Raw genomic sequence first — 26,507 nt, 5'->3', positions numbered from 1 at the left:
GGGCGTCCTCCCGCACCGCAGGTCGTCCTCCCTCACCATGCGGCGTCCCCCCTCACCGCCCACCGTGAGGGAGGACGCCCGACGATCAGGTCACCTGATCCTGGCGCCGACCGTCAGCCCCGGACCCCCACCGCCGGGCGGGCGCGCTCGGGGCGCGGCTCGGGCGGCCGCGGGCCCTCGTGCCGGCGGGACAGGTAGGTGCCGGCCACGTTGGCGCAGGCCACCACGGGGACCGCGATGAGCGCGCCGAAGATGCCCGCGAGGAGCACTCCGGCCGCGATCGCCAGCACGACGGCCAGCGGGTGCACGTGCACGGCCCTGCCCAGCAGCAGCGGCTGCAGCAGGTGCGCCTCGATCTGCATGACCAGGACGACGATCGCCAGGGCGATCAGGGCCTTCACCAGGCCGACGGAGACCAGCGCCACGAGCACCGCGATCGTGCCGGCCAGGAACGACCCGATGAGCGGGATGAACGCCCCGAGGAAGACCAGCGCGGCCAGCGGGACCACCAGCGGGACGCCCAGGATCGCCAGGCCGATGCCGATGCCGACGGCGTCGAAGGCCGCGACGACGACGGTGGCGCGGACGTAGGAGATCAGCGTGCGCCAGGAGCGGCGGGCGGCCTCGTCGATGTACGCGCGTGAGTCGCGGGGGAACAGGCCGACCAGCCACAGCCAGATGGACCGGCCGTCCTTGAGGAAGAAGAACAGCGTGAACAGCGTCAGGACGATCCCGGTGAACACCTCACCGACCGTGGCGGCCGTGGTGAGCGCGCCGCTGGCGAGCGTCTCCTGGTTGGCGGTGAAGAAGTCCTGCACCTGGGTGAGCGCCTCGTCGATCTGCCGCTGGCTGACCGGGAAGGTCTCGACGACGAAGTCGCGGATCTGGTCGAGCCCCTCGGTGACCTGGTCGGCGAGGTCGGTGAAGCCGGCGGTCACCTGCTGGACGACCATCGTGATGATCCCGGCCACCACCGACAGCCCGACCAGGAGCATCACGGTGGCAGCCAGGGATCGGGGCCAGCCGTGCCGGATCAGAGCAGCCGCACCGGGCTGGAACAGGGCCGCCAGCAGCAGCCCGACCATCACCGGGACGAGGACCACGGCGACGTGGGAGGCCACGTACAGCAGCACGTAGAGGCCGGCCAGGACGGCGATCAGCCGCCACGACCACGCGGCCGCCGTCCGCAGGCCGCTGGGCACCGACGCGTCGCCGCTGGGCGCCTCCCGGCCGGGGCCGAGCAGCCGTCGGCCACGCTCGGAGCGGCGGTGCGCGCGGCCGCCGTCGGGTGGCCCGCTGACCCCGCCGGGCGCGAGCGGGCCGTCGAGGTCGGGCGCCCCCGGCTCGGGGCTGCCCAGGGGCGGGTCGCCGTTGGCGGGGAGGTCGTCGGGGACGGCGCCGTTCCCGGCGTCGGTCCCGGCGTCGGTCCCGGCGTCGTGGACGAGGATCGCGCGGTCGTCGTCGCGCTCCGGCCACGCGTAGGGATCGCGCTCGCTCGCGGCCCGGATGCGCTCGCGCGCCCGGGCGACCAGGTGGTTGGCCCGTCGCAGCATGGGGGTCCTTCCGCGGGAGTGGGCCGCCGTTCTCGATCACGCTAGCCCTGCGAGAGGATGGCCCCGTGCCTCGACGAGCTGACCGGGTGCGGGCGGTACCCGCGTGATCGACCGCTACACGCTCCCCGAGATGGGCCGGGTCTGGAGCGACGAGCACAAGTACGAGCTCTGGTGCCGGGTCGAGACGCTGGTGCTCGAGGCGCACGCGGCCGCGGGACGGGTGCCGGCCGACGTCGTCGAGCCGGTGCGCGCCGCGCCACCACCCACGCCGCAGCGCGTGGCGGAGATCGAGGAGACGACGCAGCACGACGTCATCGCCTTCCTCACCGCGTGGGCCGACAACACCGAGCCCCGGTCCGCCGCGGCGTACGTGCACCACGGCATGACGTCGTCGGACCTGCTCGACACCGCGCTGGCCGTACAGCTCACGGAGGCCACCGACGTGCTGCTGACCAAGGCCGACCGGTTGGTGGCCGCGCTGCGCGACCACGGGCTGGCGCACCGCGACACCCTCCGCGTCGGGCGCACGCACGGCGTGCACGCCGAGCCGGTGGTGTGGGGGCACCGGGTGGCCGACCTGGCCTTCGCCATGGCCCGGTCCCGCGACCGGCTGCGCGCGGCCCGCGAGCGCGTGGGCGTCGTCGCCATCTCCGGCGCCGTCGGCACCTACTCGCTGATCGACCCCTCGGTGGAGGTGGTGGTCGCCGAGGCGCTGGACCTGCGGCCGGCCGACGCGTCCACCCAGGTGGTCCTCCGCGACTCGATCAGCGAGTGGGTGGCCGCGCTGGCGGTGATCGCGACGGTGTGCGAGGCGATCGCCCTGGAGGTCCGGCACGGGCAGCGCACCGAGGTGCGGGAGCTGTCGGAGGCGTTCGGCTCGGGCCAGAAGGGCTCCAGCGCGATGCCGCACAAGAAGAACCCCATCCGCTCCGAGCGGATCGCCGGACTCGCGCGGGTGGTGCGCGCCGCCGTCGTGCCGGTGATGGAGGGCATCCCGCTGTGGCACGAGCGCGACATCTCGCACTCCTCCACCGAGCGGGTCTTCCTGCCCGACGCCGCCATCACCACCGACTACCTGCTGCACCTCACCACCGGCCTGGTGGAGAACCTGGTGGTCGACGTCGACCGGATGCGGGCCAACCTCGACCTCACCGGCGGGCTGATCTACACCTCCGCCGTCCTGCTGGAGCTGGTCGAGTCCGGGTCATCACGGGAGGACGCGTACGCGCTGGTCCAGGGCGCGGCGATGGAGACGTGGAACACCGGGACCCCGTTCCGGTCGACGCTGCGGGACCGCGCGGCCGCCGCCGGCGTGGCGCTCGACGAGGCACGGCTGGACGACGTCTGCCGGCCCGAGGGCTACGTGCGCAACCTCGGCCCGCTGTTCGACCGGCTGGCCCGGCTGACGTGAGCCTCGGGCTGCCCCTCGTCGCGCGGGGCAAGGTGCGCGAGGTCTACGACGCCGGGGACGACCGGCTGCTGCTGGTCGCCTCCGACCGGATCTCGGCCTACGACCACGTGCTGCCCACGCCGATCCCCGACAAGGGGCGGGTGCTCACCGCGCTGTCGGTGTGGTGGTTCGAGCAGCTGACACCGGTGCTCTCCTCGTTCGGCGCCACCCACCACCTGCTGTCGGCGTCCGACGTGCCCGCCGCCGTGGCCGGCCGGGCGATGCTGGTGCGGCGGCTGGAGATGCTGCCGGTGGAGTGCGTCGCCCGCGGCTACCTGTCGGGCTCGGGGACGGCGGAGTACTCGCGCACGGGCTCGATCCGCGACGTGCCGCTGCCTGCGGGGCTGGTCGAGGGGTCGCGACTGCCCGAGCCGGTGTTCACGCCGTCGACGAAGGCCGCCGCCGGCGCGCACGACGAGGCGATCGACTTCGCGCGCGTCGAGTCGCTGGTGGGCGCGGCCCGGGCCGCGGAGCTGCGCGAGCTGACGCTGGCGCTGTACCGGCGCGGGGCCGAGATCGCCGCCGGCGCGGGCATCCTGCTGGCCGACACCAAGGTCGAGTTCGGGCTGTCCGCCGACGGGGGGCTGGTGCTCGGCGACGAGGTGCTCACGCCCGACTCGTCCCGCTTCTGGCCCGCGGCGTCGTGGTACCCGGGCACGGCGCAGCCCTCGTTCGACAAGCAGTACGTCCGCGACTGGCTGACCGCCTCGGGCTGGGACCGCGTCTCGCCGCCGCCCGAGCTGCCCGACGACGTCGTGGCCGCCACGCGCGAGCGGTACGTCGCCGCCTACGAGCAGCTGACGGGCACTACGTTCCGCTGACGTGCCGTCGACGCGTACCGGTCTGTCCGCCCGCACCGGCGGGTCCGGCGGGGACCTGCTGCTCCTGCTCCACGGGCTCGGTGCGACCGGCGCCGTCTGGAACCGGCTGCTGCCGCTGGTCGAGCGCTCCTGGCCGGGCTCCTGGGCGGTGCCCGACCTGCGCGGGCACGGGGCGTCCCTCACCGAGCCGCCCTACGGGTACGCGGTGCACGCCGCGGACGTGGCGTCGCTCGCGGCCGAGTCCGGTGCCACCCGGGTGACGGTGCTCGGGCACTCGTTCGGCGGGGTGGTCGGCGCGGTGCTCGCCGGTGGCTGGTACGGCGTCGAGGTGGCGCGGGTCGTGGCGGTCGGCGTCAAGATCGACTGGACCGACGACGAGGTCGCGCGGGCCCGTGCGCTGGCCGCCCGCCCGGCACAGGTGTTCCCCACCGCCGCCGAGGCCGCCGAGCGGCACCTGCGGCTGGCCGGGCTGACCGGACTCGTGGACCCCTCGTCCGAGGTGGCCGCCGCGGGGGTCCGGGAGACCGCCGGCGGCTTCACCCCGGCCCTGGACCCGCGGGTGTTCGGCGCCGTCGGCCCGTCGGTGGAGGAGGTCCTGTCCCGCGCGCAGGCGCCGCTGCGCCTGGCGGCCGGCTCGGCCGACCCGATGGTGGGGCTTCCCGCGATGCGGCGGGTCGACCCCGACGCGGTGCTGCTCGAGGGCGCCGGGCACAACGCCCACTGGGAGGACCCCGACGCGGTCTGGCGCCTCGTCGTCGACTCCTGACCCGCTTCGTCTACGCGAGATCGGCGGTCTCGTGGCCATCAGTCGCTGACCGCCACGAGATCGCCGATCTCGGGCAGGGCCTGTGGACGACGGGAGCGGGACGCCTGTCGTTCGCGACAGAGTGCGCGGGTGCCGACCCGTCGTGTCCGATCCCGTCTCACCGGTCCGGCGACCCGGGCTCAGGCGCTCGACGCCGGCGTCCGCGACTGGCAGCTGCGACATGCCGACGTCGAGCGCCTCTCCCGTGACACCTACCTGCCGCGTGCGCTGTCCGGGGAGGTGCGCTCCCGGCTCGCCGCCGTCCTGCTGACCGCGCCGCCCGGCGCCGTGGCCAGCCATGCGACCGCCGCGGTCCTCTGGGACGTCGAGATCCCGCTGCAGGACCGCTCGGACCGGCGGGTCGACGTGACGGTCCCGATGGACTCCCGGTCCGGGAGCCGCCGTGACCGCCGGGTGCACCGCACGCCGCTTCCGGCCGAGGACGTGACCCGGTGTGGCTCGATGCCGGTCACCACGCCGGAGCGGACGTGGCGCGACCTCGCCGGGGTCCTGCAGCCGCCAGCCCTGCTCGCCGTGACCGACCAGCTCCTCGATCGTCGGGTGTCGCGGGCCGACCTCGAGCGCCAGCTGGAACGACGGCCGACCGGACGTGGGTCGGCCCGCGCCCGCGCCGTCCTGCCGGTCGCCGACCCGCGCGCGGAGTCCCCGATGGAGTCGGTGCTGCGATGGCTGGTGCACGCCGCCGGTCTGCCCGACCCGGTCCTGCAGCACGTCGTCCGCGACGACGCCGGGCGACAGCTCGGCCGCGCGGACCTGGCGTGGCCCGACCGGCGGGTGATCGTCGAGTTCGACGGCGACGTCCACCGTGAGCGGGACGTCTTCGTCAGCGACCTGCGTCGGCAGAACCGCCTGGTCGCCGCTGGGTGGACGGTCCTGCGCTTCACCTCCGCCGACGTCCTCGGCCGGCCCGACGAGGTCATCGCGGAGATCCGCCGGGCCCTGCGCTGACGAGATCGGCGGTCTCGTGGCCATCGCCGGCTCATCGCCACGAGACCGCCGATCTCGGGGCGACAGGGCGTCCCGGTACGCTCGGGAGCCGTGCCGCAGGTGGTCGTCGACATCGTCCTCAAGCCGGAGATCTCCGACCCCCAGGGCCAGGCGGTGCTCGGCGCACTGGGCCGGCTGGGGCACACCCGGGTGACCGGCGTCCGCCAGGGCAAGCACTTCGTCCTCGACGTCGAGGGCACGCCCGACCGGGCCGAGCTGGAGCAGATCGCCGAGACGCTGCTGGCCAACCCGGTCATCGAGGACGTCGAGCTGCACCTGCCCACCGACTGACGAGGACCCCCGTGCGCATCGGTGTCATCACCTTCCCGGGCTCCCTGGACGACGTCGACGCCGCCCGCGCGGTGCGCCTCGCCGGAGCCGAGCCGGTCTCCCTCTGGCACGCCGACCACGACCTGAGGGACGTCGACGCCGTCGTCCTCCCCGGCGGGTTCTCCTACGGCGACTACCTGCGCGCCGGCGCGATCGCCGCCCGGTCGCCGCTGGTGCAGGACGTCGTGCAGGCCGCGAGGAGCGGCCTCCCGGTGCTCGGCATATGCAACGGCTTCCAGGTGCTGTGCGAGGCGGGCCTGCTGCCGGGCGCGCTCACCCGCAACAGCCACCTGCACTTCCGCAACCGGGACCAGCGGCTGCGCATCGAGCGGGCCGACACCGCGTGGACCTCGGACTACGCGTCCGGCCAGGAGATCGTGGTGCCGGTCAAGAACGGTGAGGGCCGCTACGTCGCCGCCCCGGCCGACCTCGAGCGACTGGAGGGCGAGGGCCGGGTCGCGGTGCGCTACGTCGGCGGCAACCCCAACGGCAGCCTGCGCGACATCGCCGGTGTCACCAGTGACGACGGCCGGGTGGTCGGGCTGATGCCCCACCCCGAGCACGCCGTCGAGGAGCTCACCGGGCCGTCGACCGACGGGCTCGGCTTCTTCACCAGCGTCCTGAAGGCGGTCGTCGGCGCATGACCGAGTCGGCCACCGCGGGCCTCTCCGACCTCGACACCGGCCCCGGGCCGCTGTCGCACCGGCTCGACACCGTCGCGCTCGCGCAGAGCTCGCCCGACCTCGAGCAGCCCTACGCCGAGCTGGGACTGAAGAGCGACGAGTACGCCCGCATCCGCGACATCCTCGGCCGCCGCCCCACCACCGCCGAGCTGGCCATGTACTCGGTCATGTGGAGCGAGCACTGCTCCTACAAGAGCTCGAAGGTGCACCTGCGCCGCTTCGGCGACCTGCCCCGCGGCGAGCACCTGCTCGTCGGCATCGGCGAGAACGCCGGCGTGGTCGACGTCGGCGACGGTTACGCGGTCACCTTCAAGGTCGAGAGCCACAACCACCCCAGCTACGTCGAGCCCTACCAGGGCGCGGCCACCGGCGTCGGCGGGATCGTCCGCGACATCCTCACCATGGGCGCGCGGCCGGTGGCGGTCATGGACTCGCTGCGGTTCGGCCCGGCCGACGCACCCGACACCGCCCGCGTGCTGCCCGGCGTCGTCGCCGGCGTCGGCGGCTACGGCAACTGCCTCGGGCTGCCCAACATCGGCGGCGAGCTGCTCTTCGACGACTGCTACGCCGGGAATCCGCTGGTCAACGCCCTGTGCGTCGGCGTCATGCGGCACGAGGACGTGCGGCTGGCCAAGGCCGAGGGCGTCGGCAACAAGGTCGTCCTGTTCGGCGCCCGCACCGGCGGTGACGGCATCGGCGGCGTCAGCGTGCTGGCCAGCGAGACCTTCGACGAGGAGGGCCCCGCCAAGCGCCCGAGCGTGCAGGTCGGCGACCCGTTCACCGAGAAGCTGCTCATCGAGGCGTGCCTGGAGATCTTCGCGGCCGACCTGGTCACCGGGATCCAGGACCTCGGCGGCGCCGGACTGTCCTGCGCGACGTCGGAGCTGGCCAGCGCCGGCACCGGCGGCATGCACGTCGACCTCGACCGCGTCCCGCTGCGCGACAGCACCCTGACGCCGGCCGAGATCCTGATGAGCGAGTCGCAGGAGCGCATGTGCGCGATCGTCGAGCCGGCGAAGGTCGCCGACTTCCTCGCCGTCTGCGAGCGGTGGGACGTGCTCGCCACCGTCATCGGTGAGGTCACCGACGGCGACCGGCTCACCGTCGACTGGCACGGCGAGCGCATCGTCGACGTCCCGCCGCGCACCGTCGCCCACGAGGGCCCGGTCTACGAGCGGCCGATGCGGCGCCCCGCCGACCTCGACGACCTGCACGCCGACGACCCCGGCGCGCTGCCCCGGCCGGCCACGCCGGAGGAGCTGGCCGCGCACTGGCTGGCGCTCGTCGCCCGTCCCGACGGCGCGGACAAGACGTGGGTCACCGAGCAGTACGACCGCTACGTGCGCGGCAACACCGTGCTGGCCCAGCCCGACGACGCCGGCGTCGTCCGGATCGACGAGGACACCCACCGCGGCATCGCGCTGAGCCTCGACGGCAACGCCCGCTTCGCCCGCCTCGACCCCTACACCGGCGCGCAGCTCAACCTCGCCGAGGCCTACCGCAACGTCGCCGTCACCGGCGCCCGCCCGCTGGCGGTCACCAACTGCCTGAACTTCGGCTCCCCGGAGGAGCCCGAGGTCATGTGGCAGTTCGCCGAGGCCGTCCGCGGCCTCGCCGACGCCTGCCGCGACCTGGGCCTGCCGGTCACCGGCGGCAACGTCAGCCTCTACAACCAGACCGGCGACGTCGCCATCGACCCGACGCCGGTCATCGGGGTGCTCGGCGTGCACGACGACGTCCGCCACCGCGTGCCCACCGGCTGGCGGGCCGACGGCGAGACCGTGCTGCTGCTGGGCCGGACCCGGCCGGAGTTCGGCGGGTCGGCCTGGGCGTCCGTGGCCCACGGCCACCTCGGCGGCCGCCCGCCCGCGGTCGACCTCGAGGCCGAGCGGACGCTGGGTGAGGTGCTCGGGGCGCTGGGCCGGGAGGGCCTGGTCGGCTCCGCGCACGACCTCGCCGACGGCGGCCTGGCGCAGGCGCTGGCCGAGTCGGCGCTGCGGTACGGCGTGGGCGCCCGGCTGGCGCTCGGCGACGACCCGTTCACCGCCCTGTTCAGCGAGTCCGGCGCCCGGGCCGTCGTCACCACGACCGACCCCGAGGCGGTGCGCGCCACCGCCGAGTGGGCCGGGGTGACCGTGACCGAGCTCGGCACCACCGGCGGGGACGCGCTCACCGTCGACGGCGTCGCCGAGCTGCCGCTGGCCGAGCTGCGCGCCGCCTGGACGGCCACCCTGCCCGCGCTGTTCGGCACGCCCGAGGCCACCGTGGGCACCGTGCCGGCGGGCACCGTCCCCACGAGCTGATGCCCGGCCGGCAGCCGATCCCCGCCGACGAGCTGCGCGCCGCCGTCGACGCCGTCCGCCCGTGGCTGGTCGGCGAGGCCGACCAGCCGGCCCGGCCGGTGCTCGGCGCGGCGGTGAAGACCAGCGCGCGCTGGCTGGCCCAGCAGGTGCCGGGCCGGTCGGTGGAACTGCGGGTGCCGCCGCACGTCGCCGTCCAGCTCGTGCCGGGACCGCGGCACACCCGCGGGACGCCGCCCAACGTCGTCGAGACCGACGCGGCGACCTGGCTGCGGCTGGCCACGGGGGAGACGACCTGGGCCGACGCCGTGGACAGCGGCGCGGTCAGCGCCAGCGGCAACCGCGCCGACCTGTCGGCGCACCTGCCGCTGCCGCCCCTGCGCCGGTCCTGAGCCCGTGCCCTTCCGCGGAAGTGCACGGAGGGCCTCAGCCGGTGAAGAGCGTGAGCGCGGTCTTCACGGTCTGGAACAGGCCGTAGGCGAGCGGGACGCCGACCAGCGTCCAGGCGAACGCGATCAGCCCGACCGGGGTGTGCACCGGCCGCTGGTCACCGGCGGACTGCTCGCTCGAGATCGACGTGCTCATCGGACGGTGCTCCGTTCGCGGGTCGAGGCAGTGGCGGGGCTGTCGGCGTGCCGGGGCTCGTGCCACTTGCTGGCCACCGGGCGCACCAGCAGGTTGGCGACGAACCCGATGGCGAGCAGGCCGACCATGATGAACAGCGCCGGCCGGTAGTTGGCGGCGACCAGGCTGCCCGGCTCGCCCTGGGTGTCGAGGACGCTGTTGACGATGAGCGGCCCGGCGACGCCGGCGGCCGACCACGCGGTGAGCAGCCGGCCGTGGATGGCACCCACCTGGTAGGTGCCGAACAGGTCGCGCAGGTACGCCGGGATGGTGGCGAAACCGCCGCCGTAGAACGAGATGATCACCGCGGCGAGCAGCACGAACACCCAGGTGGCGCTGCTGCCGATGGTGGCCAGCGCGACGTAGAGCACCAGGCCGACGCCGAGGTAGACCATGTAGATCGGCTTGCGGCCGATGTAGTCCGACGTCGAGGACCACACGAACCGGCCGGCCATGTTGAACAGCGACAGGACGCCGACGAAGCCGGCCGCGGCGGTCGCGGCGACCGTCGAGGTGTCGCCGGTGCGGAAGAAGTCCTGGATCATCGGGGCGGCCTGCTCGAGGATCCCGATGCCCGCGGTGACGTTGCAGAACAGCACCGTCCACAGCAGCCAGAACTGCGGCGTCTTGACCGCGTTCCTCGCCGACACGCTCTCGGTGGTGACCAGCGCCTTCTGCTTGATCGTCGACGGGTCGAAACCGGCCGGCTTCCAGCCCTCGGCGGGCACCCGCACCAGGAAGGCGCCGAACATCATGAAGACCAGGTAGACGGCGGCGAAGGTGAAGAACAGCGCGGCCACCGCGCCCCCGTTGGGCACCGAGCCCTGCGTGCTGGGGTCGTAGGAGGGGTCGTACCAGCTCATCAGCTGCCGGGACAGCGGCGAGGCGACGAGCGCGCCACCGCCGAAGCCCATGATCGCCATGCCGGTGGCCAGGCCCGGGCGGTCGGGGAACCACTTGATCAGCGTGGAGACCGGCGAGATGTAGCCGATGCCCAGGCCGATGCCGCCGATGACGCCGTAGCCCAGGTAGAGCAGCCACAGCTGGCGGGTCTCGATGCCCAGCCCGCCCACGAGGAAGCCGGTGACCCAGAGGCAGGCCGCGGTGAACATCGCCGCCCGCGGGCCGTTGCGGTCCACCCACGTCCCGAACAGCGCGGCCGACAGGCCCAGCATCACGATGGCGATCGAGAAGACGATCCCGATCGCGGTCTGCGTGGTCTGGAAGTCCTCGACCAGGGCGGTCTTGTAGACGCTCGTGGCGTACGCCTGGCCGATGCACAGGTGCACCGCCAGCGCCGCCGGCGGGATGAGCCAGCGGTTGAAGCCGGGGCGGGCGACGATCCGCTCACGCCGCAGGAAGCCGGGTAGCGCCACGGTGACCTCCGCTCGGTCGGGACGGCCGGCCCCGCACGGGTCCTGACCAGTCGAGAACGCTACGTCGGTGTCCCGGAACCCGCGCGTCGAGCAGGTCCTGACCAGCGGGAGCGGGGCCGACGGCGGCGCCCGTAGGGTCAGCGCATGGCCTACGAGGTGAGGGGCGTGGTCGCCCGCAGCAAGGGTGCTCCGGTGAGCGTCGAGACGGTCGTCGTGCCCGATCCCGGGCCCGGGGAGGCGGTGGTCGACGTGCAGGCCTGCGGGGTGTGCCACACCGACCTGCACTACCGCGAGGGCGGCATCAACGACGAGTACCCGTTCCTGCTCGGCCACGAGGCCGCCGGGACCGTGGCGGCCGTCGGCGAGGGCGTCACCAACGTCGCGGTCGGCGACTTCGTGGTCCTGAACTGGCGCGCGGTGTGCGGGCAGTGCCGCGCCTGCCTCAAGGGCCAGGTGCACTACTGCTTCGACACGCACAACGCGGCGCAGAAGATGACCCTGACCGACGGCACCGAGCTGTCGCCGGCGCTGGGCATCGGCGCGTTCGTGGAGAAGACGCTGGTCCACTCCGGGCAGTGCACGAAGGTCGACCCCGGGACCCCCGCCACCGCCGCGGGGCTGCTCGGCTGCGGCGTGATGGCCGGCGTCGGCGCCGCGATCAACACCGGCGGCGTGCAGCGCGGCGAGTCCGTCGCCGTCTTCGGCTGCGGCGGCGTCGGCGACGCCGCCATCGCCGGGGCGAGGCTGGCCGGGGCGACGACGATCGTCGCCGTCGACGTCGACGACCGGAAGCTGGAGTGGGCGAAGCAGTTCGGCGCCACCCACACCGTCAACTCGCGGTCCACCGACGCCGTCGAGGCGATCAAGGGGTACACCGGCGGGTTCGGCGTCGACGTCGCCATCGACGCCGTCGGCCGTCCGGAGGTGTTCGAGCAGGCCTTCTACGCCCGCGACCTCGCCGGCCGCGTCGTCCTCGTCGGGGTCCCGACGCCGGACATGCAGCTGACCCTGCCGATGATCGAGCTGTTCGGCCGCGGTGGGGCGCTGAAGTCCTCCTGGTACGGCGACTGCCTGCCCAGCCGCGACTTCCCGATGCTGGCCGACCTGCACCGGCAGGGCCGCTTCCCGCTGGCCGACTTCGTCACCGAGACCATCGGCCTCGACGACGTCGAGGCCGCCTTCGAGAAGATGCACAAGGGCGAGGTGCTGCGCAGCGTGGTGGTGCTCTGATGACCGCCCGCATCGAGAAGGCCGTGGTCAGCGGGGTGTTCAGCCTCGACGGGCAGGACTTCGACGTCGACAACAACGTCTGGCTGGTCGGCGACGACGACGAGGTGCTCGTGATCGACGCGCCGCACCGGGTCGAGCCGATCGTCGAGGCGGTCGGCGGGCGGCGGGTGACCGCGATCGTGCTCACGCACGGGCACAACGACCACATCACGGCGGCGGTCGACCTCCGGGCGGCCACCGGCGCGCCGATCTGGTTCCACCCCGCCGACCGGATGCTGTGGGAGATGGTGCACCCCGACGCCACCCCCGACGAGGACCTCGCCGAGGGCACCCGGTTCCGGGTGGCCGGCACGTCGCTGACCGCGCTGCACACCCCCGGTCACTCGCCGGGCAGCACCTGCCTGCACGCACCCGACCTGGCCGCCGTCTTCACCGGCGACACGCTCTTCTCCGGCGGGCCGGGCGCGACGGGGCGCAGCTTCAGCGACCACCCGACCATCGTGCGGTCGATCCGCAGCAAGCTGCTGACCCTGCACGGCGACACCGTGGTGCACACCGGCCACGGCGAGGACACCCGCATCTCCGCCGAGCTCGGCACCGTCCGGTAGGACGGCGCCGGACGGCGGTCACGCGGGGTCGGCGTCCCGCGTCGCGCTCTCCTCGCCGGGCCGGTCGTCCGGGGCCGACGACCGCTCCAGCCGCTGGCGGATCGCCGCCACGTTCAAGGCGAGGTCCTCGAGCGCCTCGACGGCGCGGGTGGCCAGCGCGAACGTGAGGTTCTCGCGCCGCTCCTCGGCGGTGGGCTCACGGCGGCGCTCCCACGAGGACGGGCCCCGCTCGGTGGCCCGCGCCCAGGGGTCGTCGTCGCCGCGGGACTGCTCGAACAGCCCGCGCAGCATCCGCTGGGCCATCTCGAGGAACTCAGCCGGGTCGGGCCGGTCGCTGCTCATGTCTGATCCTCTCTGGTGCGTGCCGAGGGTCAACGCGCCGAAACGGGCTCGGGTTCCACCGGCGGGCCGACCTGGGCGGACCCCGCGGGGGTGGTCACGGTCACGGCGCGATCGGCGGGTGCCCCTGGGGTCGCGCGTAGGCTCATGGGGTGCCTCGCGGTGACGGACGCTTGACGCAGGCCCTCGACCCCCACGCCCCCGGACCCCAGGACGCCTGCGGTGTCTTCGGCGTCTGGGCGCCGGGGGAGGAGGTCGCCAAGCTGACCTACTTCGGTCTCTACGCGCTCCAGCACCGCGGTCAGGAGGCGGCGGGCATCGCGGTCTCCGACGGCGCGTCGGTCGTCGTCTACAAGGACCTCGGGCTGGTCAGCCAGGTGTTCGACGAGTCGACGCTGGGCAGCCTGCGCGGCCACCTCGCCGTCGGCCACACCCGGTACTCCACCACCGGCTCCTCCACCTGGGAGAACGCCCAGCCGACGTTCCGCACCACCGACGCCGGCACCGGCCTGGCGCTGTGCCACAACGGCAACCTGGTCAACACCGCCGAGCTGGCGAGCAGGGCGGCCGACGCCGGCGTCCCCGGCGCCTTCACCGCCAGCACCGACTCCGACCTGGTCACCTCGCTCATCGCCGCCCGACCCGACATGAGCGTCGAGGCAGCGGCCATGGAGGTGCTCCCACAGCTGCGCGGCGCCTTCAGCCTCACCTTCATGGACGAGGACACCCTCTACGCCGCCCGTGACCCGCAGGGCGTCCGCCCGCTGGTGCTCGGCCGGCTCGAGCGTGGCTGGGTGGTCGCCAGCGAGACCGCGGCCCTCGACATCGTGGGTGCCTCCGTCGTCCGCGAGGTCGAGCCCGGCGAGCTGCTCGCCATCGACGAGAACGGGCTGCGCAGCCAGCACTTCGCCGTCGCCGAGCCCAAGGGCTGCGTGTTCGAGTACGTCTACCTCGCCCGCCCCGACACCACGATCGGCGGCCGCAGCGTGCACGCCGCCCGGGTCGAGATCGGCCGCCGGCTGGCGAAGGAGCACCCGGCCGACGCCGACCTGGTGATCCCGGTCCCGGAGTCCGGCACCCCGGCCGCCGTCGGGTACGCCGAGGCCAGCGGCATCCCCTACGGGCTGGGCCTGGTCAAGAACTCCTACGTCGGGCGCACGTTCATCCAGCCCAGCCAGACCATCCGGCAGCTGGGCATCCGCCTGAAGCTCAACCCGCTGCGCGACGTCATCCGCGGCAAGCGGCTGGTCGTCGTCGACGACTCGATCGTGCGCGGGAACACCCAGCGCGCGCTGATCCGCATGCTCCGCGAGGCCGGCGCGGTCGAGGTGCACGTCCGGATCTCCAGCCCGCCGGTGAAGTGGCCCTGTTTCTACGGCATCGACTTCGCCAGCCGCGCCGAGCTGGTCGCCAACGGCCTCGACGTCGACGGCGTGCGCGCCTCGATCAACGCCGACTCCCTCGGCTACGTCTCCGAGCAGGGGCTGATCACCGCGACCGAGCAGCCGGCCACCCGGCTGTGCACCGCCTGCTTCACCGGCGAGTACCCGATCCCGCTGGCCGAGACGGGCGGGCTGGGCAAGCACGTGCTCGAGGGGATCGAGCGCCGGGTCGACGACCAGCGCGCGGTCAGCGGGTGGACCGGCCGGCAGGCCGGCAGCCCCACGGTGGCCGGCGGCGCCGACGAGGCCCTGCGCCGTCCGTGAGCGGGGGCGAGTTCACCTACGCCGCGTCCGGCGTCGACATCGACGCGGGTGAGCGCGCCGTCACCCTCATGCGGACGGCGGTCGAGCGGACCCGGCGTCCCGAGGTCGTGGGCGGCCTCGGTGGCTTCGCCGGGCTGTTCGCGCTCGACACCGCCCGCTACCGGCGGCCGCTGCTGGCCTCCTCCACCGACGGCGTCGGCACGAAGATCGCGCTGGCGCGGCAGTTGGACCGGCACGACACCGTGGGCATCGACCTGGTCGCGATGGTCGTCGACGACCTGGTGGCCTGCGGCGCCGAGCCGCTGTTCCTGCAGGACTACGTGGCCTGCGGGAAGGTCGTCCCCGAGCGCATCGCCGCGATCGTCACCGGCATCGCGGCCGGCTGCGAGCAGGCCGGCGCCTCGCTGGTGGGCGGGGAGACCGCCGAGCACGGCGACCTCATGGACCCCGACGAGTACGACCTGGCCGCCACCGCGGTCGGCGTCGTCGAGGCCGACGCGGTGCTGGGTCCCGAGCGGGTCGGCGACGGCGACGCCGTGGTGGCGATGGCCGCCAGCGGCTTCCACTCCAACGGCTACTCGCTGGTCCGCCGCGTGGTCGCCGCCGCCGGTCTCGACCTCGGCGCCACCCCGGCCGGCCTGGACCGCCCGCTGGGCGACGTGCTGCTCGAGCCCACCCGCATCTACGCGCTCGACTGCCTGGCGCTCGTGGCCGAGCTCGGTGTCGACGGCGTGCACGCCCTCGCGCACGTCACCGGCGGAGGCCTGGCCGGCAACACCGCGCGGGTCGTACCTGACGGGCTGGAGGCCGTGCTCGACCGCGGCACCTGGGCGCTGCCCGCGGCCGTGTCGCTGCTCGAGGAGCACGGCGTGCCGCGGACGGAGTCCGAGCGCGCGTTCAACTGCGGCGTGGGCATGGTCGCCGTCGTCGCGGCCAGGGCCGCCGACCGCGCCGTCGCCCTGCTCACCGAGCGCGGCGTGCCGGCGTGGGTGGCCGGGACCGTGCGCACCGGAGGCACCGGCACACGCCTGGTGGGCCGCTACCAGTGAGGACGGCACGCACCGCCGTCCCTCGCAGGACGACGGTGCGTGGCGCTCAGCGGTGCGGCGTGCTCAGGGGACCGGCGGTCAGCCGACCGTCAGCGACTGGCCGCCCAGTCGTCGTCGGCGTCGTCGTCCGCCCAGCGGTCGGTGTACTCGTCGTCGTCCTCGTCGTCGTCCTTGGCCGCCGGAGCGGTGTACGTCGACGGAGAACCGGCCAGCTCGCGCTGCAGCGCGGAGAGGTCGGTGTTCGGTGAGCTGTACTTGAGCTCACGGGCCACGCGTGTCTGCTTGGCCTTCGCTCGGCCGCGCCCCATCGGCTCGACCCCCTCATAACGGAGAACGGGAGCCCAGCTCACGGGCTGGACGGCCCGCGTGGCGACCCCGACTGAGTGACTGTGTCTTGACCAAGACTACGACACGAGACGGGCGCGGGCACGGGTCCTCCCCCCGCCGTCCCCCGACCGGGGCGTGGTGATGGCCACGCCCCGGTCGCAGCGGGTCCGCCGCGGTCAGCGGGGGAGGCGGATGGTGGCCAGCCGGCCCACCGCACGGATGCGCTCCTCGGCCAGCCGGTCGGCGGCCACGGCCGGGGAGACGCCCTCGGCCTCGGCGGTCTCGAAGACCCGCAGGGCGACGTCGAAGATGCCGGCCGCCTTGGCCTCGGCGCGCGCGAAGGAGAAGCCGTGCCGCTCGTCCTCGACCTGGATGACGCCGCCGGCGTTCACCAGGTAGTCGGGGGCGTAGAGGATCCCGCGCTTGGTCAGCTGGTCGGGGATGCCCTCGTGCGCCAGCTGGTTGTTGGCGCCGCCGCAGACGATCTCCGCGGCCAGCACGGCCACCGTCTCGTCGTCGAGGGCGCCGCCGAGCGCGCACGGCGCGTACACGTCGGCCGGCGTGCTCACCAGCGTGGCGGTGTCGGAGACGGCGTCGACCCCGGGGTGCCGGGCGAGCACCCGTTCGACGGCGGCGGTGTCGACGTCGGTGACCACGACGTCGGCGCCGTCGTTGACCAGCCGGTCGACCAGCCAGCTGCCCACCTTGCCGACGCCGGCGACGGCGACCGTGCGCCCGGCCAGCGACGCGGTGCCCCAGCGGTGCTGCGCGGCCGCGCGCATGCCCTGGAAGACGCCGAAGGCGGTGAGCACCGAGGAGTCACCGCAGCCCCCGTAGACCTCGGAGCGGCCGTGGGCGAATCGCGTCTCGCGGGCCACCAGGTCGAGGTCGGCGTTGGTGGTGCCGACGTCGCAGGCGGTCAGGTACCGACCGCCCAGGGACTCGACGAACCGGCCGTAGGCGCGCAGCAGCGGCTCAGTCTTGTCGGTGCGGGGGTCTCCGATGACCACGGCCTTGCCCCCGCCGAGGTCGAGCCCGGCGAGGCTGTTCTTGTACGACATCGCCCGGGCCAGCCGCAGCGCGTCGGCGACCGCCTCGTCCTCGCTGGCGTAGGGGTGGAACCGGGTGCCGCCCAGGGCCGGGCCCAGCGCGGTGGAGTGGATCGCGATCACCGCCCGCAGGCCCGAGGCCGGATCGGAGCAGAAGACCACCTGTTCGGTGCCGGAGGCGAGGACGTCCACGTCCGCCGAGCCTAGAGTGCAGCTCCGGCCGGACGTGACGCCGGACTCAGTATCTCAAGGTTCCCCTTCCCGTTGTCGACAAGTCGTGTGACGGAAAGGCGGTGACCCCCCGGCGCGGTCACGGTGTGACTCCCGTGCCGCGTGTTGCCTCCGTGACACGCTGTGGCTGGTGCGACGCTGGCCCGGCCCACCTGCCCCCCTCTGCTCCAGGGAGCGCTCGATGCTGCAGTGCCGACCCGGCCGGCGACCTCCCCGTCGCCCCGCCACGGCCCGCACGCACCGCCGGCCGGCCCGCGCCGTGCTGGCCGCACTGCTCACCGGCGTGGTCCTGCTCGGGACCGCCGGGCCGGCGTCGGCCGTGCCGCCACCGCCGCCCAACCCGACCGACGAGGAGATCACCGGCGCGCAGGCCGCGCAGGACGCCGCCGCGGCCGAGGTCGGCCGGTTGCAGGCCGAGGTCGCCCTCGCCCAGACCGAGCTCGAGCGGCTCGGCGTGCAGGCCGAGGCCGCCGGCACCGCCTACCTGGCCGCCGAGGAGGCCCTGGCGCTGGCACAGGCAGCCGCGGACCAGGCGGCTGCCGACCTCACGGCCGCGGCCGCCGCCGTCGACGCCGCGATCGCCCGCATCGGCGGCTTCGCGCACGACAGCTACATGAACGGGTCCACCCTCACCACCGCGGCCGCGCTGCTGGACTCCGCCGGCCCGGGTGAGCTGATCCAGCGGGCCGCGATGCTCGACTACGTCGCCGACACGCAGGTCGACGTGCTCGAGGAACTCGAGATCGCCCGTGTCCGGCAGGCCAACGCCGAGTCCTCGGCCCGGGTCACCCGCGACCAGATGGCCGCCGCGGAGGAGGAGGCGGCCGCCGCCAAGGCCGCCGCCGACGCGCAGCTGGCCGCGCAGCAGCAGGCGGTCGCGGCCGCCGAGGCGAACAAGGCCGCCCTCGACCAGCAGTTGCAGGACGCCCAGATCCGGCTGCTGGAGCTGCAGGGGGCGCGGGACGCCTACGCCGAGTGGCAGCGGCAGAAGGAGGCCGAGGAGGCCGCGGCCGCCGCGGCTGCGGCCCGTGCCGCGGAGGAGGCCGCTGCCGCGGCCGCGGCCGCCCGCGCCGCCGCGGCCGCCGCGGCCGCCGCTCCGGCGCCGACCTCGTCCTCGTCCTCGTCCTCGGCCTCGGCCGGCAGCAGCGCCCCGGTCAGCGGGTCGGGCTACGTCAAGCCCACCTCCGGGCGCACGTCGAGCTGCTACGGCATGCGCTGGGGCGTGCTGCACGGCGGCGTCGACATCGCCGCCCCGATCGGCACGCCCATCTACGCCGCGACCTCCGGCACCGTGGTCCGCACCGGCCCGGCGACCGGCTTCGGCCTGGCCGTCTACATCCGCGGCTCCGACGGCGCGGTCACCGTGTACGGCCACGTCAACACCGAGTACGTCCAGGCCGGTGAGCGGGTGGTCGCCGGGGAGCTCATCGCCGAGGTCGGCAACCGTGGCCAGTCCACCGGGCCGCACCTGCACTTCGAGGTCCACCCGTCGGGTGCCATGTACGGCGGCCAGGTCGACCCGGTGCCGTGGCTGCGGGCCCGCGGGGTGAGCATCAGCGGCTGCTGACCCGCACGGACGACGACGGCCCGTCCCCCGCGTGTGCGGGGGACGGGCCGTTCGTCGTCCGGGCCTCCTGCGGAGGTCCCCGCCTAGCTCGTGGGGGCGGCCGCGGTGCAGTTGGCCTGCGTGAACTGCTGGACGGCGGTGCCGTCGGGGCCGTTGGCCACGCCGACGAACTCCTGGGCGGCCGTCTGCAGCTGGGCCTGGCCCTCGGGGGTGCTGATGTCGATCGAGCCGGCCTGGTCGGCGAAGGTCTGCACGGCGTCGCCCACGACCTGCCACGACGAGGCGATCTCCGCCGGCGGCTGGACGGCGTCGAACGCGCCGGCGGCCTGCTGCAGCAGGGGCGGCAGCTGCTCGGGCGTGGCGGCGCCGAGCTGGTTGCCCAGCTCGTTGAACTCGGCGGCCTGGGCGCAGAACTCGGCGACGGCGGGGTCGTCGCTCGTGGTCGGGGCCGGGCTGCTGGTCTCGCTCGGGGACGGCGAGGACGACGACGCGCTCGACGAGCTGGTGTCGGCGCTGGTGGACTCCGCGGCCTCCTCGCCCTCGGACCCTCCTCCGCTGCAGGAGGTGAGCAGGACGGCGGCAGCCGCGGCGACCAGCGCGGAGCGGGAGCGGGACGTCAGGGAACGCATGCGGCGAGGCTAGCCGCCGGGCGGGCGGCCCGCCCCGCCGCGCGGCTACCGTGCCGGACGTGCGCGCCCCGGCAGACCCCCGTGTCACGTGGGACCTCCCCCGCCCCGGTTCGCTGCCCCGGACGGCGGAGCTGGAGCCGCTGGTCACCCGGGTGCTGGCGCCCAACCCCTCGGGGATGACCCTCGACGGCACCAACACCTACGTCGTCGGCGCACCCGGCAGCAGGCAGGCGGTCCTGGTCGACCCCGGGCCCGACGACCCCGCCCACCTGGCCGCGGTGGAGGCGGCGCTGGCCGCCCGCGACGCCCGCTGCGTGGCCGTCCTCGTCACCCACCACCACGTCGACCACGCCGAGGCCGCGCAGCCGTGGGGCGCCCGGCTCGGCGCGCAGGTGGGCGCGGCCGACCCGGCCGTGGCCGGACCCCGCGGTCGGGTGCTCGAGGCGGGCGAGCGGCTGCGCCTGGCCGGCACCGTCCTCGGGGTCGTGCCCACGCCCGGGCACACCGCCGACCACCTGGCCTTCCGGCTGGAGTCCGGCGCGGTGCTGGTCGGCGACCACGTGCTCGGCCGCGGCACCTCGGTGGTCACCCACCCCGAGGGGGACGTGGTGGCCTACCTGGAGTCGCTGCGCCGGGTGCACGACCTCGGCCCCAGCGCGCTGTACTGCGGGCACGGCCCCGAGCTGACCGAGGACCCGGGCGCCGTCCTCGACTACTACCGCGCCCACCGCGCGTTCCGGGAGGCGCAGCTGCTCGCGGCGCTGGTGCGCGGCGCCGGCACGGTCGACGCGCTCGTGGCCGACGTCTACGCGGGGGTGCCGCGGGAGCTGTGGCCGGCGGCGGCACAGTCGACCCGCGCCACGCTGGCCAAGCTCGCCGCGGACGGGCACGTCGTCGTCGACGGCGACCGCGTCACGCTGCCGTGACCGCGGGCGTCGCGGTCGTCCGGGCCGCCGACAGCGAGCGTGACCAGCGGCGCGCCGCGGCGGCGCTGCGCTCGGCCGGCCTGCGCGCCGGTGACCGGCTCCTGGTGTCGGCCGCGTCGTCGCCGGCCCTGCTCGCCGTCGTCCTGGGGGCGCTGCGGACCGGGATCGTGCCCGTGGTGCTCGACCCGGCGCTGCCGCAGGCCGAGCGGGCGGCGCTGGCCGCCGACGCCGACCCGGCCCTCGACGTCGGGGACGAGCCCGGCCGGCTGCTCGCCGGCCGGGACGGTGCGGACCTCGCCGACGTGCCGCTGGCCCGGCCGATGCACTACACGTCGGGGACCACCGGGCGGCGCAAGGGCGTGTGGTCCGGCGTCCTGGACGACGCCGACGCGCGCGCCCTGGCCGCCGAGGAGATCGACCTGTGGGGCTTTGCCCTCACCGACCGGCACCTGGTCCTCTCGCCGCTGCACCACTCCGCGCCGCTGCGCTTCGCCGTCTCCACCCTGTTGGCCGGCGGCGAGGTGCTGCTGCCCGGACCGTTCGACGCCGCCCGGGTCGCCGCGGCGATCGGCCGCCACGCCCCGACGACGACGTTCTGCGTGCCCACGCACCTGCGCCGGCTGCTGGCCCGCGACGACGTCGACTGGTCCTCGTTCCGCCGGCTCGTGCACGCCGGTGCGCCCTGCCCCGAGCCGCTGAAGCGGGTGGTGCTCGGCGCGCTCCCGGCGGGCTCCGTGTGGGAGTTCTACGGCTCCACGGAGGCGCAGTTCACCGTCTGCTCCCCGGAGGACTGGCTCGCGCACCCCGGCAGCGTGGGCCGGGCCCGCCCGGGCCGGCGGCTGGAGACCGACGACCGCGGGCAGCTGTGGTGCGCCGTCCCGCGCTGGGCGCGGTTCGAGTACTGGCGGGCACCGGAGAAGACGGCGGCGGCCTGGCGGGGCGACCGGGTGACCGTCGGCGACCTCGGACGCGTCGATCCCGACGGCACCGTGTGGCTCGACGGCCGCCGCGAGGACCTGGTCATCTCCGGCGGGGTGAACGTCTACCCGGCCGAGGTGGAGGCGGTCCTCGACGCGCACCCGGACGTGGTGGAGAGCGCGGTGGTCGGCGTCGCCGACGAGGAGTGGGGCCAACGGGTGGTCGCGGCCTACGTGGGCAGCGCCGAGCCGGCCGAAGTCGGCGCCTGGGCGCGGGAGCGGTTGGCCCCGGCCAAGCGGCCCAAGAGCCTGCACCGGGTGGGGGAGCTCCCGCGCACCTCCACCGGCAAGGTGCGCCGGCTGGACCTGCCGGGGGTCCTGGGCCTGTGACCGGGGAGGCCGACGTCGTCGTGGTCGGCGCGGGCTCGGCCGGCTGCGCGCTGGCCGCCCGCCTCGCCGACGCCGGCCGGTCGGTCCTGCTGCTCGAGGCGGGCGCCGACCACGCCCGGCCCGCCGACTTCCCGCCGGACCTGCGCGACGCCGCCACGCTGCGCGCCGCCGTCCCCGGGCACCCGGCCAGCTGGTCGCTGACCACCGAGCTGACCCCCGGCGTGCGCGCCCCGCTGCCCCGCGGGCGGGTGGTCGGCGGGTCCAGCGCCGTCAACGGCGGCTACTTCGTCCGGGCCACGCCCGCCGACCACGCCGGGTGGGCCGCCGCGGGCAACGACCTGTGGAGCCTGGAGGCCACGCTGCCGGCCTGGTGCCGGCTCGAGGACGACCGGCAGTACGGCCACCGGCCCGGGCACGGCAGCGGCGGGCCGGTGCCGGTCACCCGGCCCACCGGCCGGTCGCCGCTGGCCGACGCGTTCGCCGCCGCGGCCGCCGAGCTCGGCGTCCCCGCGGAGCCGGACAAGAACGCCGGCGGCCCGCCCGGGTACGGACCGGTGCCCCTGACCGTCGACGGCGGCACGCGCGTCAACACCGCGATGGCCTACCTCTCCCCCCGGCGCGGCTCCCCGCGGCTGACCGTGCGGGGCGGGGTCCGGGTGCGGCGGGTGCTGGTGGAGCGCAGCCGCGCCGTGGGGGTCGACACCGACGCCGGGCCGGTGCGGGCGGCCGAGGTGGTGCTCGCGGCCGGCGCCGTGGGTTCGCCGCACCTGCTGCTGCTGTCGGGCATCGGGCCGGCCGCCGAGCTGCGGGCGCTTGGGATCGACGTCGTCGCCGACCTGCCGGAGGTGGGCGCCGACCTCAGCGACCACCCGCTGGTCCACCTGCCCTGGGTGCCCGTCACCGGCCTGCCGGCGGGCGACTGGCCGCTGCCGCTGCACGGCGTCCTCAACGCCACCTCGTCGGACTCGCCGGTGCCCGGTGACCTCGAGGTGCTGCCCTGGCTGCGGCCCTGGGGTGTGGTGGTCCCCGGCAGCGGCGGGGACGCCCGCACGCTGTCGCTGAGCGCCGGGCTGTACCGGGAGGAGAGCCGCGGCCGGCTGTCACTGCTCTCGGCCGACCCCGCCGCGGCGCCGCGCATCGAGCACCGCTACCTCGCGACCGCCGCCGACCGGCGGCGGCTGCGCGAGGCGGTGCGCCTGGCCGACGGCCTGCTGCGGACGCCGGCCCTGGCGCCGCTGGTCTCCGATCGCCCCGGGCCGGACGACGACGTCCTCGCCGACGACCGCGCCCTCGACGGCTGGATCGCCGCGCACCTCGCGACGGCGATCCACCTCGCCGGCGGGGCGCGGATGGGCCCCGACGGCGATCCCGGGGCCGTCGTCGACCAGCACCTGCGCGTGCGCGGTGTCGCGGGGCTGCGGGTGGCCGACACGTCCGTGCTGCCCGAGGTGCCGACCCGCGGCCCGGCGGCGACCGCGGTGCTGGTCGGGGAGCGCGCCGCCGAGCTGGTGACGGCGCCGGCTTGACCGCCGTGCGATCCGGGTCACGGCACCGATAGCGTCGCCGTGCCCGCCCGGCACCGGCGCCCGGCGGCCCGACCGGCAGGAGAGCCCGTTGCCCCAGGTGCAGACCGTCCGCGGTCCCGTCGACACCGCCGAGCTCGGCCAGACGCTCATGCACGAGCACGTGTTCGTGCTCGACGCCGAGATCCAGCAGAACTACCCCGACGAGTGGGGCAGCGAGGACGACCGGGTCGCCGACGCGGTGCAGAAGCTGACCAAGCTGACCTCGACGGGGGTGCGGACCATCGTCGACCCGACCGTCATCGGGCTGGGCCGCTACATCCCCCGCATCCAGCGGATCGCCGAGCAGGTCGACCTCAACATCGTCGTGGCCACCGGCTGCTACACCTACGACGACGTCCCGTTCTTCTTCCACCACCGCGGCCCGGCGCTCAACGAGGCCCTGGGCACCGAGGTGCCCGACCCGATGGTCGACATGTTCGTCGGCGACATCACCGAGGGGATCGCGAACACCGGCGTGCGCGCCGGCCTGCTCAAGTGCGCGATCCACCACCAGGGCATGACGTCGGGTGTCGAGCGGGTCATGCGCGCCGTCGCGAAGGCGCACCGCGCCACCGGCACCCCGATCACCGTGCACACCCACCCGGGCAGCCGCACCGGTCTCGCGGTGCAGAAGGTGCTCGACGACGAGGGCGTGGACCCCCGCCGGGTCGTCCTCGGCCACAGCGGCGACACCACCGACGCCGACCACCTCACCGAGCTCGCCGAGGCCGGCTTCGTGCTCGGCATGGACCGGTTCGGGATCAACCTGGACACCACGTTCGAGGCGCGCGCCGACATCGTCGTGGAGATGTGCCGCCGCGGCTTCGCGGGCCAGATGGTGCTCTCGCAGGACGCCTCCTGCTACATCGACTGGCTGGACCCCGGCGTGATGGCCCTGCTGCCGCAGTGGCACTACACGCACATCCACGAGGACGTGCTGCCCTACCTGCGCGAGCACGGCGTGACCGAGGAGCAGATCACCACCATGCTCGTCGACGTCCCGCGGCGGTACTTCGAGGAGACCGGGGTGTACTGATGGCCGCGTCCCCCTTCGACGAGAGCGGGATCGAGCGTGACGCCGCGGGCGTCAAGCACTACACCGGGGTGCCGGACTCTGTCGTGGCGATGCTGCGCGCGTCGGTCGAGCGGGACCCCGACGGCGAGGCCGTCGTCGAGCTCGACGGGCCGCGGCTGACCTTCCGGGAGCTGTGGGACGGCGCCGCGCGGGTCGCCGGCGGGCTGCGCGAGGCCGGCGTCGGCCGCGGCGACCGGGTGGCGATCCGGCTGGGCAACGGCGCCGACTGGGTGCTGGGCTTCTTCGGCACGCTGCTGGCCGGGGGCGTGGCCGTGCCGGTCAACACCCGGTTCACCGAGGACGAGGCGCGCTACGTCGTCGACGACAGCGGCGCCCGCGTCGTCCTGGCGCCCGGCACCCCGCTGCCCGAGGGCGCGCCGTGCGCCGAGGAGGGACTGGACCGCTCGGACCTGGCGGCGATCTTCTACACCTCGGGGACCACCGGCTTCCCCAAGGGCGCCATGACCAGCCACGAGAACTTCCTGACCAACACCGAGAACGCCCGCCGCGTGGTCGGCCTGGCCGGGCACGACCCGTCGCTGCGCAACCTGGTCAGCGTGCCGCTGTTCCACGTCACCGGCTGCAACAGCCAGCTGCTGGTCGCGCTGGAGAGCGGCGCCGCGGCGGTGGTGATGCCGGCCTTCGAGGTCGGCCGGTTCCTGCGGGCCGTGCCCGAGGAGCGGATCGCCGTGCTCACCTCGGTGCCCGCGGTGTACTGGCTCGCCATCAGCTCGGCGGGTTTCGCCGACGTCGACGTGAGCGGTGTCCGGTACACCACCTACGGCGGCGCGCCGATCGCCCCCGACCTGGTGCAGCGGATCAAGCGGGCGTTCCCCGCGGCGCGGGTGGGCAACGGCTTCGGCCTGTCGGAGACCTCGTCGATCTCCACCTTCCTGCCGCACGAGTACGCCGACGCCCACGCCGACTCGGTGGGCTTCCCGGCGCCGGTGGTCGACCTGCGGCTGGCCGATCCCGACCCGGAGACCGGGGTCGGGGAGCTGCTCATCCGCGGGGCGAACGTGGTGCAGGGCTACTGGGGGAAGCCCGAGGCCACCGCGGAGGCGTTCGCGGGCGGCTGGCTGCACTCCGGCGACCTCGCGCGGATCGACGACGAGGGCCTCACCTACGTCGTCGACCGCGCCAAGGACATGATCAACCGGGGCGGCGAGAACGTGTACTGCGTCGAGGTCGAGAACGCCCTCGCGGCCGCGCCGGGGGTCTTCGAGGTGGCGGTGGTGGGCGTCCCCGACCCGGTGATGGGGGAGAAGGTCGGCGCCGTCGTCGTGCCCCTGCCGGGCACCGAACTCGACGTCGGCGCGGTGCTGGCCCACGCCCGGGCGCACCTGGCCGACTTCAAGGTGCCGCAGTTCGTGTCCGTGCGCTCGGCGGTGCTGCCGCGCAACCCGGGCGGCAAGGTGCTCAAGCCGGTGCTGCGCCGGGAGACCTCCTGGGAGCCGGTGCCCCGCTGAACGGGGTGACCGCCGCGTCCCGGCGGCGCGCTGGCCGCAGCCGCCGGGACGGCGGGTCGGGGACGGTCAGCGGACCGTCGGGATCTCCGAGGTGGTCGTACCGGTCAGGGGCGACCACGCGTCGGGGTGCGGCCGGCCGGCGTCGGCGACCCAGCCGGCGGGGCGGTCGCTGCGGGTGGCGGGCCGGGCGCTCAGGCTGACGATCAGGGCGAGCAGGACCAGGAGGCCGAGGAGGACCCCGCCGATGACCAGGAGCGTCGTGAGCACTCACAGACGGTAGGCAGCGGACCGGTCCGGACCACAGGGCAAGGAACGACGGACATGCCGGCGGACTCCGGCAGGTCCTGCCCAACGCGCGTCCCCCGCCGGAGCGTCGGGTCGTGGGGGGGGGGGGGGGGGGGGGGGGGGGGGGGGGGGGGGGGGGGGGGGGGGGGGGGGGGGGGGGGGGGGGGGGGGGGGGGGGGGGGGGGGGGGGGGGGG

At 75.1% G+C, this 26,507-nt stretch carries 26 protein-coding genes; 18 read left to right on the top strand and 8 right to left on the bottom strand.

What is annotated here, in order from left to right; all coding sequences use genetic code 11:
* Window positions 1-113: 113 nt before the first annotated feature.
* Window positions 114-1,553 carry an AI-2E family transporter gene (locus ACI79O_RS19335; protein ID WP_456892780.1) on the bottom strand — a complete coding sequence of 480 codons (1,440 nt, stop codon included), beginning with the start codon at window positions 1,551-1,553 and terminating at the stop codon, window positions 114-116.
* Window positions 1,554-1,656: 103 nt separating this feature from the next.
* Here ACI79O_RS19335 and purB point away from each other — a divergent pair, with 103 nt between their 5' ends.
* From purB to ACI79O_RS19295, 8 genes are all read left to right on the top strand, one after another.
* Window positions 1,657-2,964, top strand: coding sequence for an adenylosuccinate lyase (gene purB / locus ACI79O_RS19330; RefSeq protein WP_456892782.1), 1,308 nt, complete (start codon window positions 1,657-1,659; stop codon window positions 2,962-2,964).
* Window positions 2,961-3,824: a phosphoribosylaminoimidazolesuccinocarboxamide synthase gene (locus tag ACI79O_RS19325; RefSeq protein ID WP_456892784.1), complete on the top strand. Its 864-nt coding sequence runs from the start codon at window positions 2,961-2,963 to the stop codon at window positions 3,822-3,824. Before purB ends, ACI79O_RS19325 begins: the two co-directional genes overlap by 4 nt.
* Window position 3,825: 1 nt before the next feature.
* Window positions 3,826-4,590 (top strand): alpha/beta fold hydrolase, encoded by a 765-nt coding sequence (locus ACI79O_RS19320; RefSeq protein WP_456914946.1) that lies wholly within the window; start codon window positions 3,826-3,828, stop codon window positions 4,588-4,590.
* A 129-nt stretch (window positions 4,591-4,719) separates the two neighbouring features.
* Window positions 4,720-5,598: a DUF559 domain-containing protein gene (locus ACI79O_RS19315; protein WP_456892787.1), complete on the top strand. Its 879-nt coding sequence runs from the start codon at window positions 4,720-4,722 to the stop codon at window positions 5,596-5,598.
* Window positions 5,599-5,688: 90 nt separating this feature from the next.
* The gene (gene purS / locus ACI79O_RS19310) at window positions 5,689-5,928 is read left to right on the top strand and encodes a phosphoribosylformylglycinamidine synthase subunit PurS (protein ID WP_456892788.1); all 240 of its coding nucleotides are present in this window, start codon (window positions 5,689-5,691) and stop codon (window positions 5,926-5,928) included.
* Between the two features lie 11 nt (window positions 5,929-5,939).
* The gene (gene purQ / locus ACI79O_RS19305) at window positions 5,940-6,611 is read left to right on the top strand and encodes a phosphoribosylformylglycinamidine synthase subunit PurQ (protein ID WP_456873791.1); all 672 of its coding nucleotides are present in this window, start codon (window positions 5,940-5,942) and stop codon (window positions 6,609-6,611) included.
* Window positions 6,608-8,953 (top strand): phosphoribosylformylglycinamidine synthase subunit PurL, encoded by a 2,346-nt coding sequence (gene purL, locus ACI79O_RS19300; protein ID WP_456892790.1) that lies wholly within the window; start codon window positions 6,608-6,610, stop codon window positions 8,951-8,953. Before purQ ends, purL begins: the two co-directional genes overlap by 4 nt.
* Entirely contained in the window at window positions 8,953-9,342 is a 390-nt protein-coding gene (locus tag ACI79O_RS19295; RefSeq protein ID WP_456892792.1) for a sterol carrier family protein, read from the top strand. Before purL ends, ACI79O_RS19295 begins: the two co-directional genes overlap by 1 nt.
* Window positions 9,343-9,376: 34 nt before the next feature.
* Here the strand turns inward: ACI79O_RS19295 and ACI79O_RS19290 are convergent, their stop codons facing one another.
* Together ACI79O_RS19290 and ACI79O_RS19285 are read right to left on the bottom strand one after the other, a co-directional pair.
* Window positions 9,377-9,535 (bottom strand): MFS transporter small subunit, encoded by a 159-nt coding sequence (locus tag ACI79O_RS19290; RefSeq protein ID WP_456873794.1) that lies wholly within the window; start codon window positions 9,533-9,535, stop codon window positions 9,377-9,379.
* Window positions 9,532-10,950, bottom strand: coding sequence for an L-lactate MFS transporter (locus ACI79O_RS19285; RefSeq protein WP_456892794.1), 1,419 nt, complete (start codon window positions 10,948-10,950; stop codon window positions 9,532-9,534). The genes ACI79O_RS19290 and ACI79O_RS19285 overlap by 4 nt, the downstream gene beginning before the upstream one ends.
* Window positions 10,951-11,094: 144 nt before the next feature.
* Here ACI79O_RS19285 and ACI79O_RS19280 point away from each other — a divergent pair, with 144 nt between their 5' ends.
* Window positions 11,095-12,180, top strand: coding sequence for an S-(hydroxymethyl)mycothiol dehydrogenase (locus ACI79O_RS19280; RefSeq protein WP_456914945.1), 1,086 nt, complete (start codon window positions 11,095-11,097; stop codon window positions 12,178-12,180).
* A complete protein-coding gene (locus ACI79O_RS19275; RefSeq protein ID WP_456914944.1) occupies window positions 12,180-12,788 on the top strand; it encodes an MBL fold metallo-hydrolase in 609 nt (202 codons plus the stop codon). Before ACI79O_RS19280 ends, ACI79O_RS19275 begins: the two co-directional genes overlap by 1 nt.
* Before the next feature lie 18 nt (window positions 12,789-12,806).
* On the opposite strand, the gene ACI79O_RS19270 is transcribed toward ACI79O_RS19275, so the two are convergent.
* On the bottom strand, window positions 12,807-13,130 hold the full coding sequence (locus ACI79O_RS19270; protein WP_456914943.1) for a hypothetical protein: 324 nt from the start codon (window positions 13,128-13,130) through the stop codon (window positions 12,807-12,809).
* 170 nt (window positions 13,131-13,300) lie between these two features.
* Between ACI79O_RS19270 and purF the strand changes: the two genes are divergently transcribed.
* Both purF and purM read left to right on the top strand, forming a co-directional pair.
* Window positions 13,301-14,833 (top strand): amidophosphoribosyltransferase, encoded by a 1,533-nt coding sequence (gene purF / locus ACI79O_RS19265; RefSeq protein ID WP_456873799.1) that lies wholly within the window; start codon window positions 13,301-13,303, stop codon window positions 14,831-14,833.
* Window positions 14,830-15,882 carry a phosphoribosylformylglycinamidine cyclo-ligase gene (gene purM / locus ACI79O_RS19260; RefSeq protein ID WP_456914942.1) on the top strand — a complete coding sequence of 351 codons (1,053 nt, stop codon included), beginning with the start codon at window positions 14,830-14,832 and terminating at the stop codon, window positions 15,880-15,882. The genes purF and purM overlap by 4 nt, the downstream gene beginning before the upstream one ends.
* A gap of 89 nt (window positions 15,883-15,971) precedes the next feature.
* On the opposite strand, the gene ACI79O_RS19255 is transcribed toward purM, so the two are convergent.
* Window positions 15,972-16,190: a DUF3073 domain-containing protein gene (locus tag ACI79O_RS19255; protein ID WP_456873801.1), complete on the bottom strand. Its 219-nt coding sequence runs from the start codon at window positions 16,188-16,190 to the stop codon at window positions 15,972-15,974.
* Window positions 16,191-16,385: 195 nt separating this feature from the next.
* Window positions 16,386-17,450, bottom strand: a complete 1,065-nt coding sequence (locus tag ACI79O_RS19250; protein ID WP_456892802.1) for a Glu/Leu/Phe/Val family dehydrogenase — start codon at window positions 17,448-17,450, stop codon at window positions 16,386-16,388.
* A 220-nt stretch (window positions 17,451-17,670) separates the two neighbouring features.
* Between ACI79O_RS19250 and ACI79O_RS19245 the strand changes: the two genes are divergently transcribed.
* Complete coding sequence (locus ACI79O_RS19245) at window positions 17,671-19,056, top strand: M23 family metallopeptidase (RefSeq protein ID WP_456892804.1); 1,386 nt, start codon at window positions 17,671-17,673, stop codon at window positions 19,054-19,056.
* Between the two features lie 83 nt (window positions 19,057-19,139).
* On the opposite strand, the gene ACI79O_RS19240 is transcribed toward ACI79O_RS19245, so the two are convergent.
* Entirely contained in the window at window positions 19,140-19,685 is a 546-nt protein-coding gene (locus ACI79O_RS19240) for a hypothetical protein (RefSeq protein ID WP_456873804.1), read from the bottom strand.
* A gap of 59 nt (window positions 19,686-19,744) precedes the next feature.
* Between ACI79O_RS19240 and ACI79O_RS19235 the strand changes: the two genes are divergently transcribed.
* The 5 genes from ACI79O_RS19235 (at window position 19,745) to ACI79O_RS19215 (ending at window position 26,027) form a co-directional block, all read left to right on the top strand.
* Complete coding sequence (locus ACI79O_RS19235) at window positions 19,745-20,611, top strand: MBL fold metallo-hydrolase (protein WP_456914941.1); 867 nt, start codon at window positions 19,745-19,747, stop codon at window positions 20,609-20,611.
* Complete coding sequence (locus tag ACI79O_RS19230) at window positions 20,608-21,918, top strand: class I adenylate-forming enzyme family protein (protein ID WP_456892808.1); 1,311 nt, start codon at window positions 20,608-20,610, stop codon at window positions 21,916-21,918. Before ACI79O_RS19235 ends, ACI79O_RS19230 begins: the two co-directional genes overlap by 4 nt.
* Entirely contained in the window at window positions 21,915-23,444 is a 1,530-nt protein-coding gene (mftG, locus tag ACI79O_RS19225) for a mycofactocin dehydrogenase MftG (RefSeq protein ID WP_456914940.1), read from the top strand. The genes ACI79O_RS19230 and mftG overlap by 4 nt, the downstream gene beginning before the upstream one ends.
* 97 nt (window positions 23,445-23,541) lie before the next feature.
* On the top strand, window positions 23,542-24,519 hold the full coding sequence (locus ACI79O_RS19220; protein ID WP_456914950.1) for a phosphotriesterase family protein: 978 nt from the start codon (window positions 23,542-23,544) through the stop codon (window positions 24,517-24,519).
* Window positions 24,519-26,027 (top strand): class I adenylate-forming enzyme family protein, encoded by a 1,509-nt coding sequence (locus tag ACI79O_RS19215; protein WP_456892812.1) that lies wholly within the window; start codon window positions 24,519-24,521, stop codon window positions 26,025-26,027. Before ACI79O_RS19220 ends, ACI79O_RS19215 begins: the two co-directional genes overlap by 1 nt.
* 66 nt (window positions 26,028-26,093) lie before the next feature.
* On the opposite strand, the gene ACI79O_RS19210 is transcribed toward ACI79O_RS19215, so the two are convergent.
* Window positions 26,094-26,294: a hypothetical protein gene (locus ACI79O_RS19210; protein WP_456892814.1), complete on the bottom strand. Its 201-nt coding sequence runs from the start codon at window positions 26,292-26,294 to the stop codon at window positions 26,094-26,096.
* Window positions 26,295-26,507 lie beyond the last annotated feature (213 nt).

It is taken from the genome of Geodermatophilus sp. SYSU D00696 (assembly GCF_054050235.1).
Note: the sequence above shows the minus strand (reverse complement) of the source record. Positions and strands in the feature narration are given on the sequence as shown.

Coding starts and splice junctions, on each gene's coding strand:
- ACI79O_RS19335 (WP_456892780.1), bottom strand. CDS start 1,553: ATGCTGCGACGGGCCAACCACCTGGTCGCCCGGGCGCGCGAGCGCATC.
- purL (WP_456892790.1), top strand. CDS start 6,608: ATGACCGAGTCGGCCACCGCGGGCCTCTCCGACCTCGACACCGGCCCC.
- ACI79O_RS19295 (WP_456892792.1), top strand. CDS start 8,953: ATGCCCGGCCGGCAGCCGATCCCCGCCGACGAGCTGCGCGCCGCCGTC.
- ACI79O_RS19290 (WP_456873794.1), bottom strand. CDS start 9,535: ATGAGCACGTCGATCTCGAGCGAGCAGTCCGCCGGTGACCAGCGGCCG.
- ACI79O_RS19280 (WP_456914945.1), top strand. CDS start 11,095: ATGGCCTACGAGGTGAGGGGCGTGGTCGCCCGCAGCAAGGGTGCTCCG.
- ACI79O_RS19275 (WP_456914944.1), top strand. CDS start 12,180: ATGACCGCCCGCATCGAGAAGGCCGTGGTCAGCGGGGTGTTCAGCCTC.
- ACI79O_RS19270 (WP_456914943.1), bottom strand. CDS start 13,130: ATGAGCAGCGACCGGCCCGACCCGGCTGAGTTCCTCGAGATGGCCCAG.
- ACI79O_RS19255 (WP_456873801.1), bottom strand. CDS start 16,190: ATGGGGCGCGGCCGAGCGAAGGCCAAGCAGACACGCGTGGCCCGTGAG.
- ACI79O_RS19245 (WP_456892804.1), top strand. CDS start 17,671: ATGCTGCAGTGCCGACCCGGCCGGCGACCTCCCCGTCGCCCCGCCACG.
- ACI79O_RS19240 (WP_456873804.1), bottom strand. CDS start 19,685: ATGCGTTCCCTGACGTCCCGCTCCCGCTCCGCGCTGGTCGCCGCGGCT.
- ACI79O_RS19215 (WP_456892812.1), top strand. CDS start 24,519: ATGGCCGCGTCCCCCTTCGACGAGAGCGGGATCGAGCGTGACGCCGCG.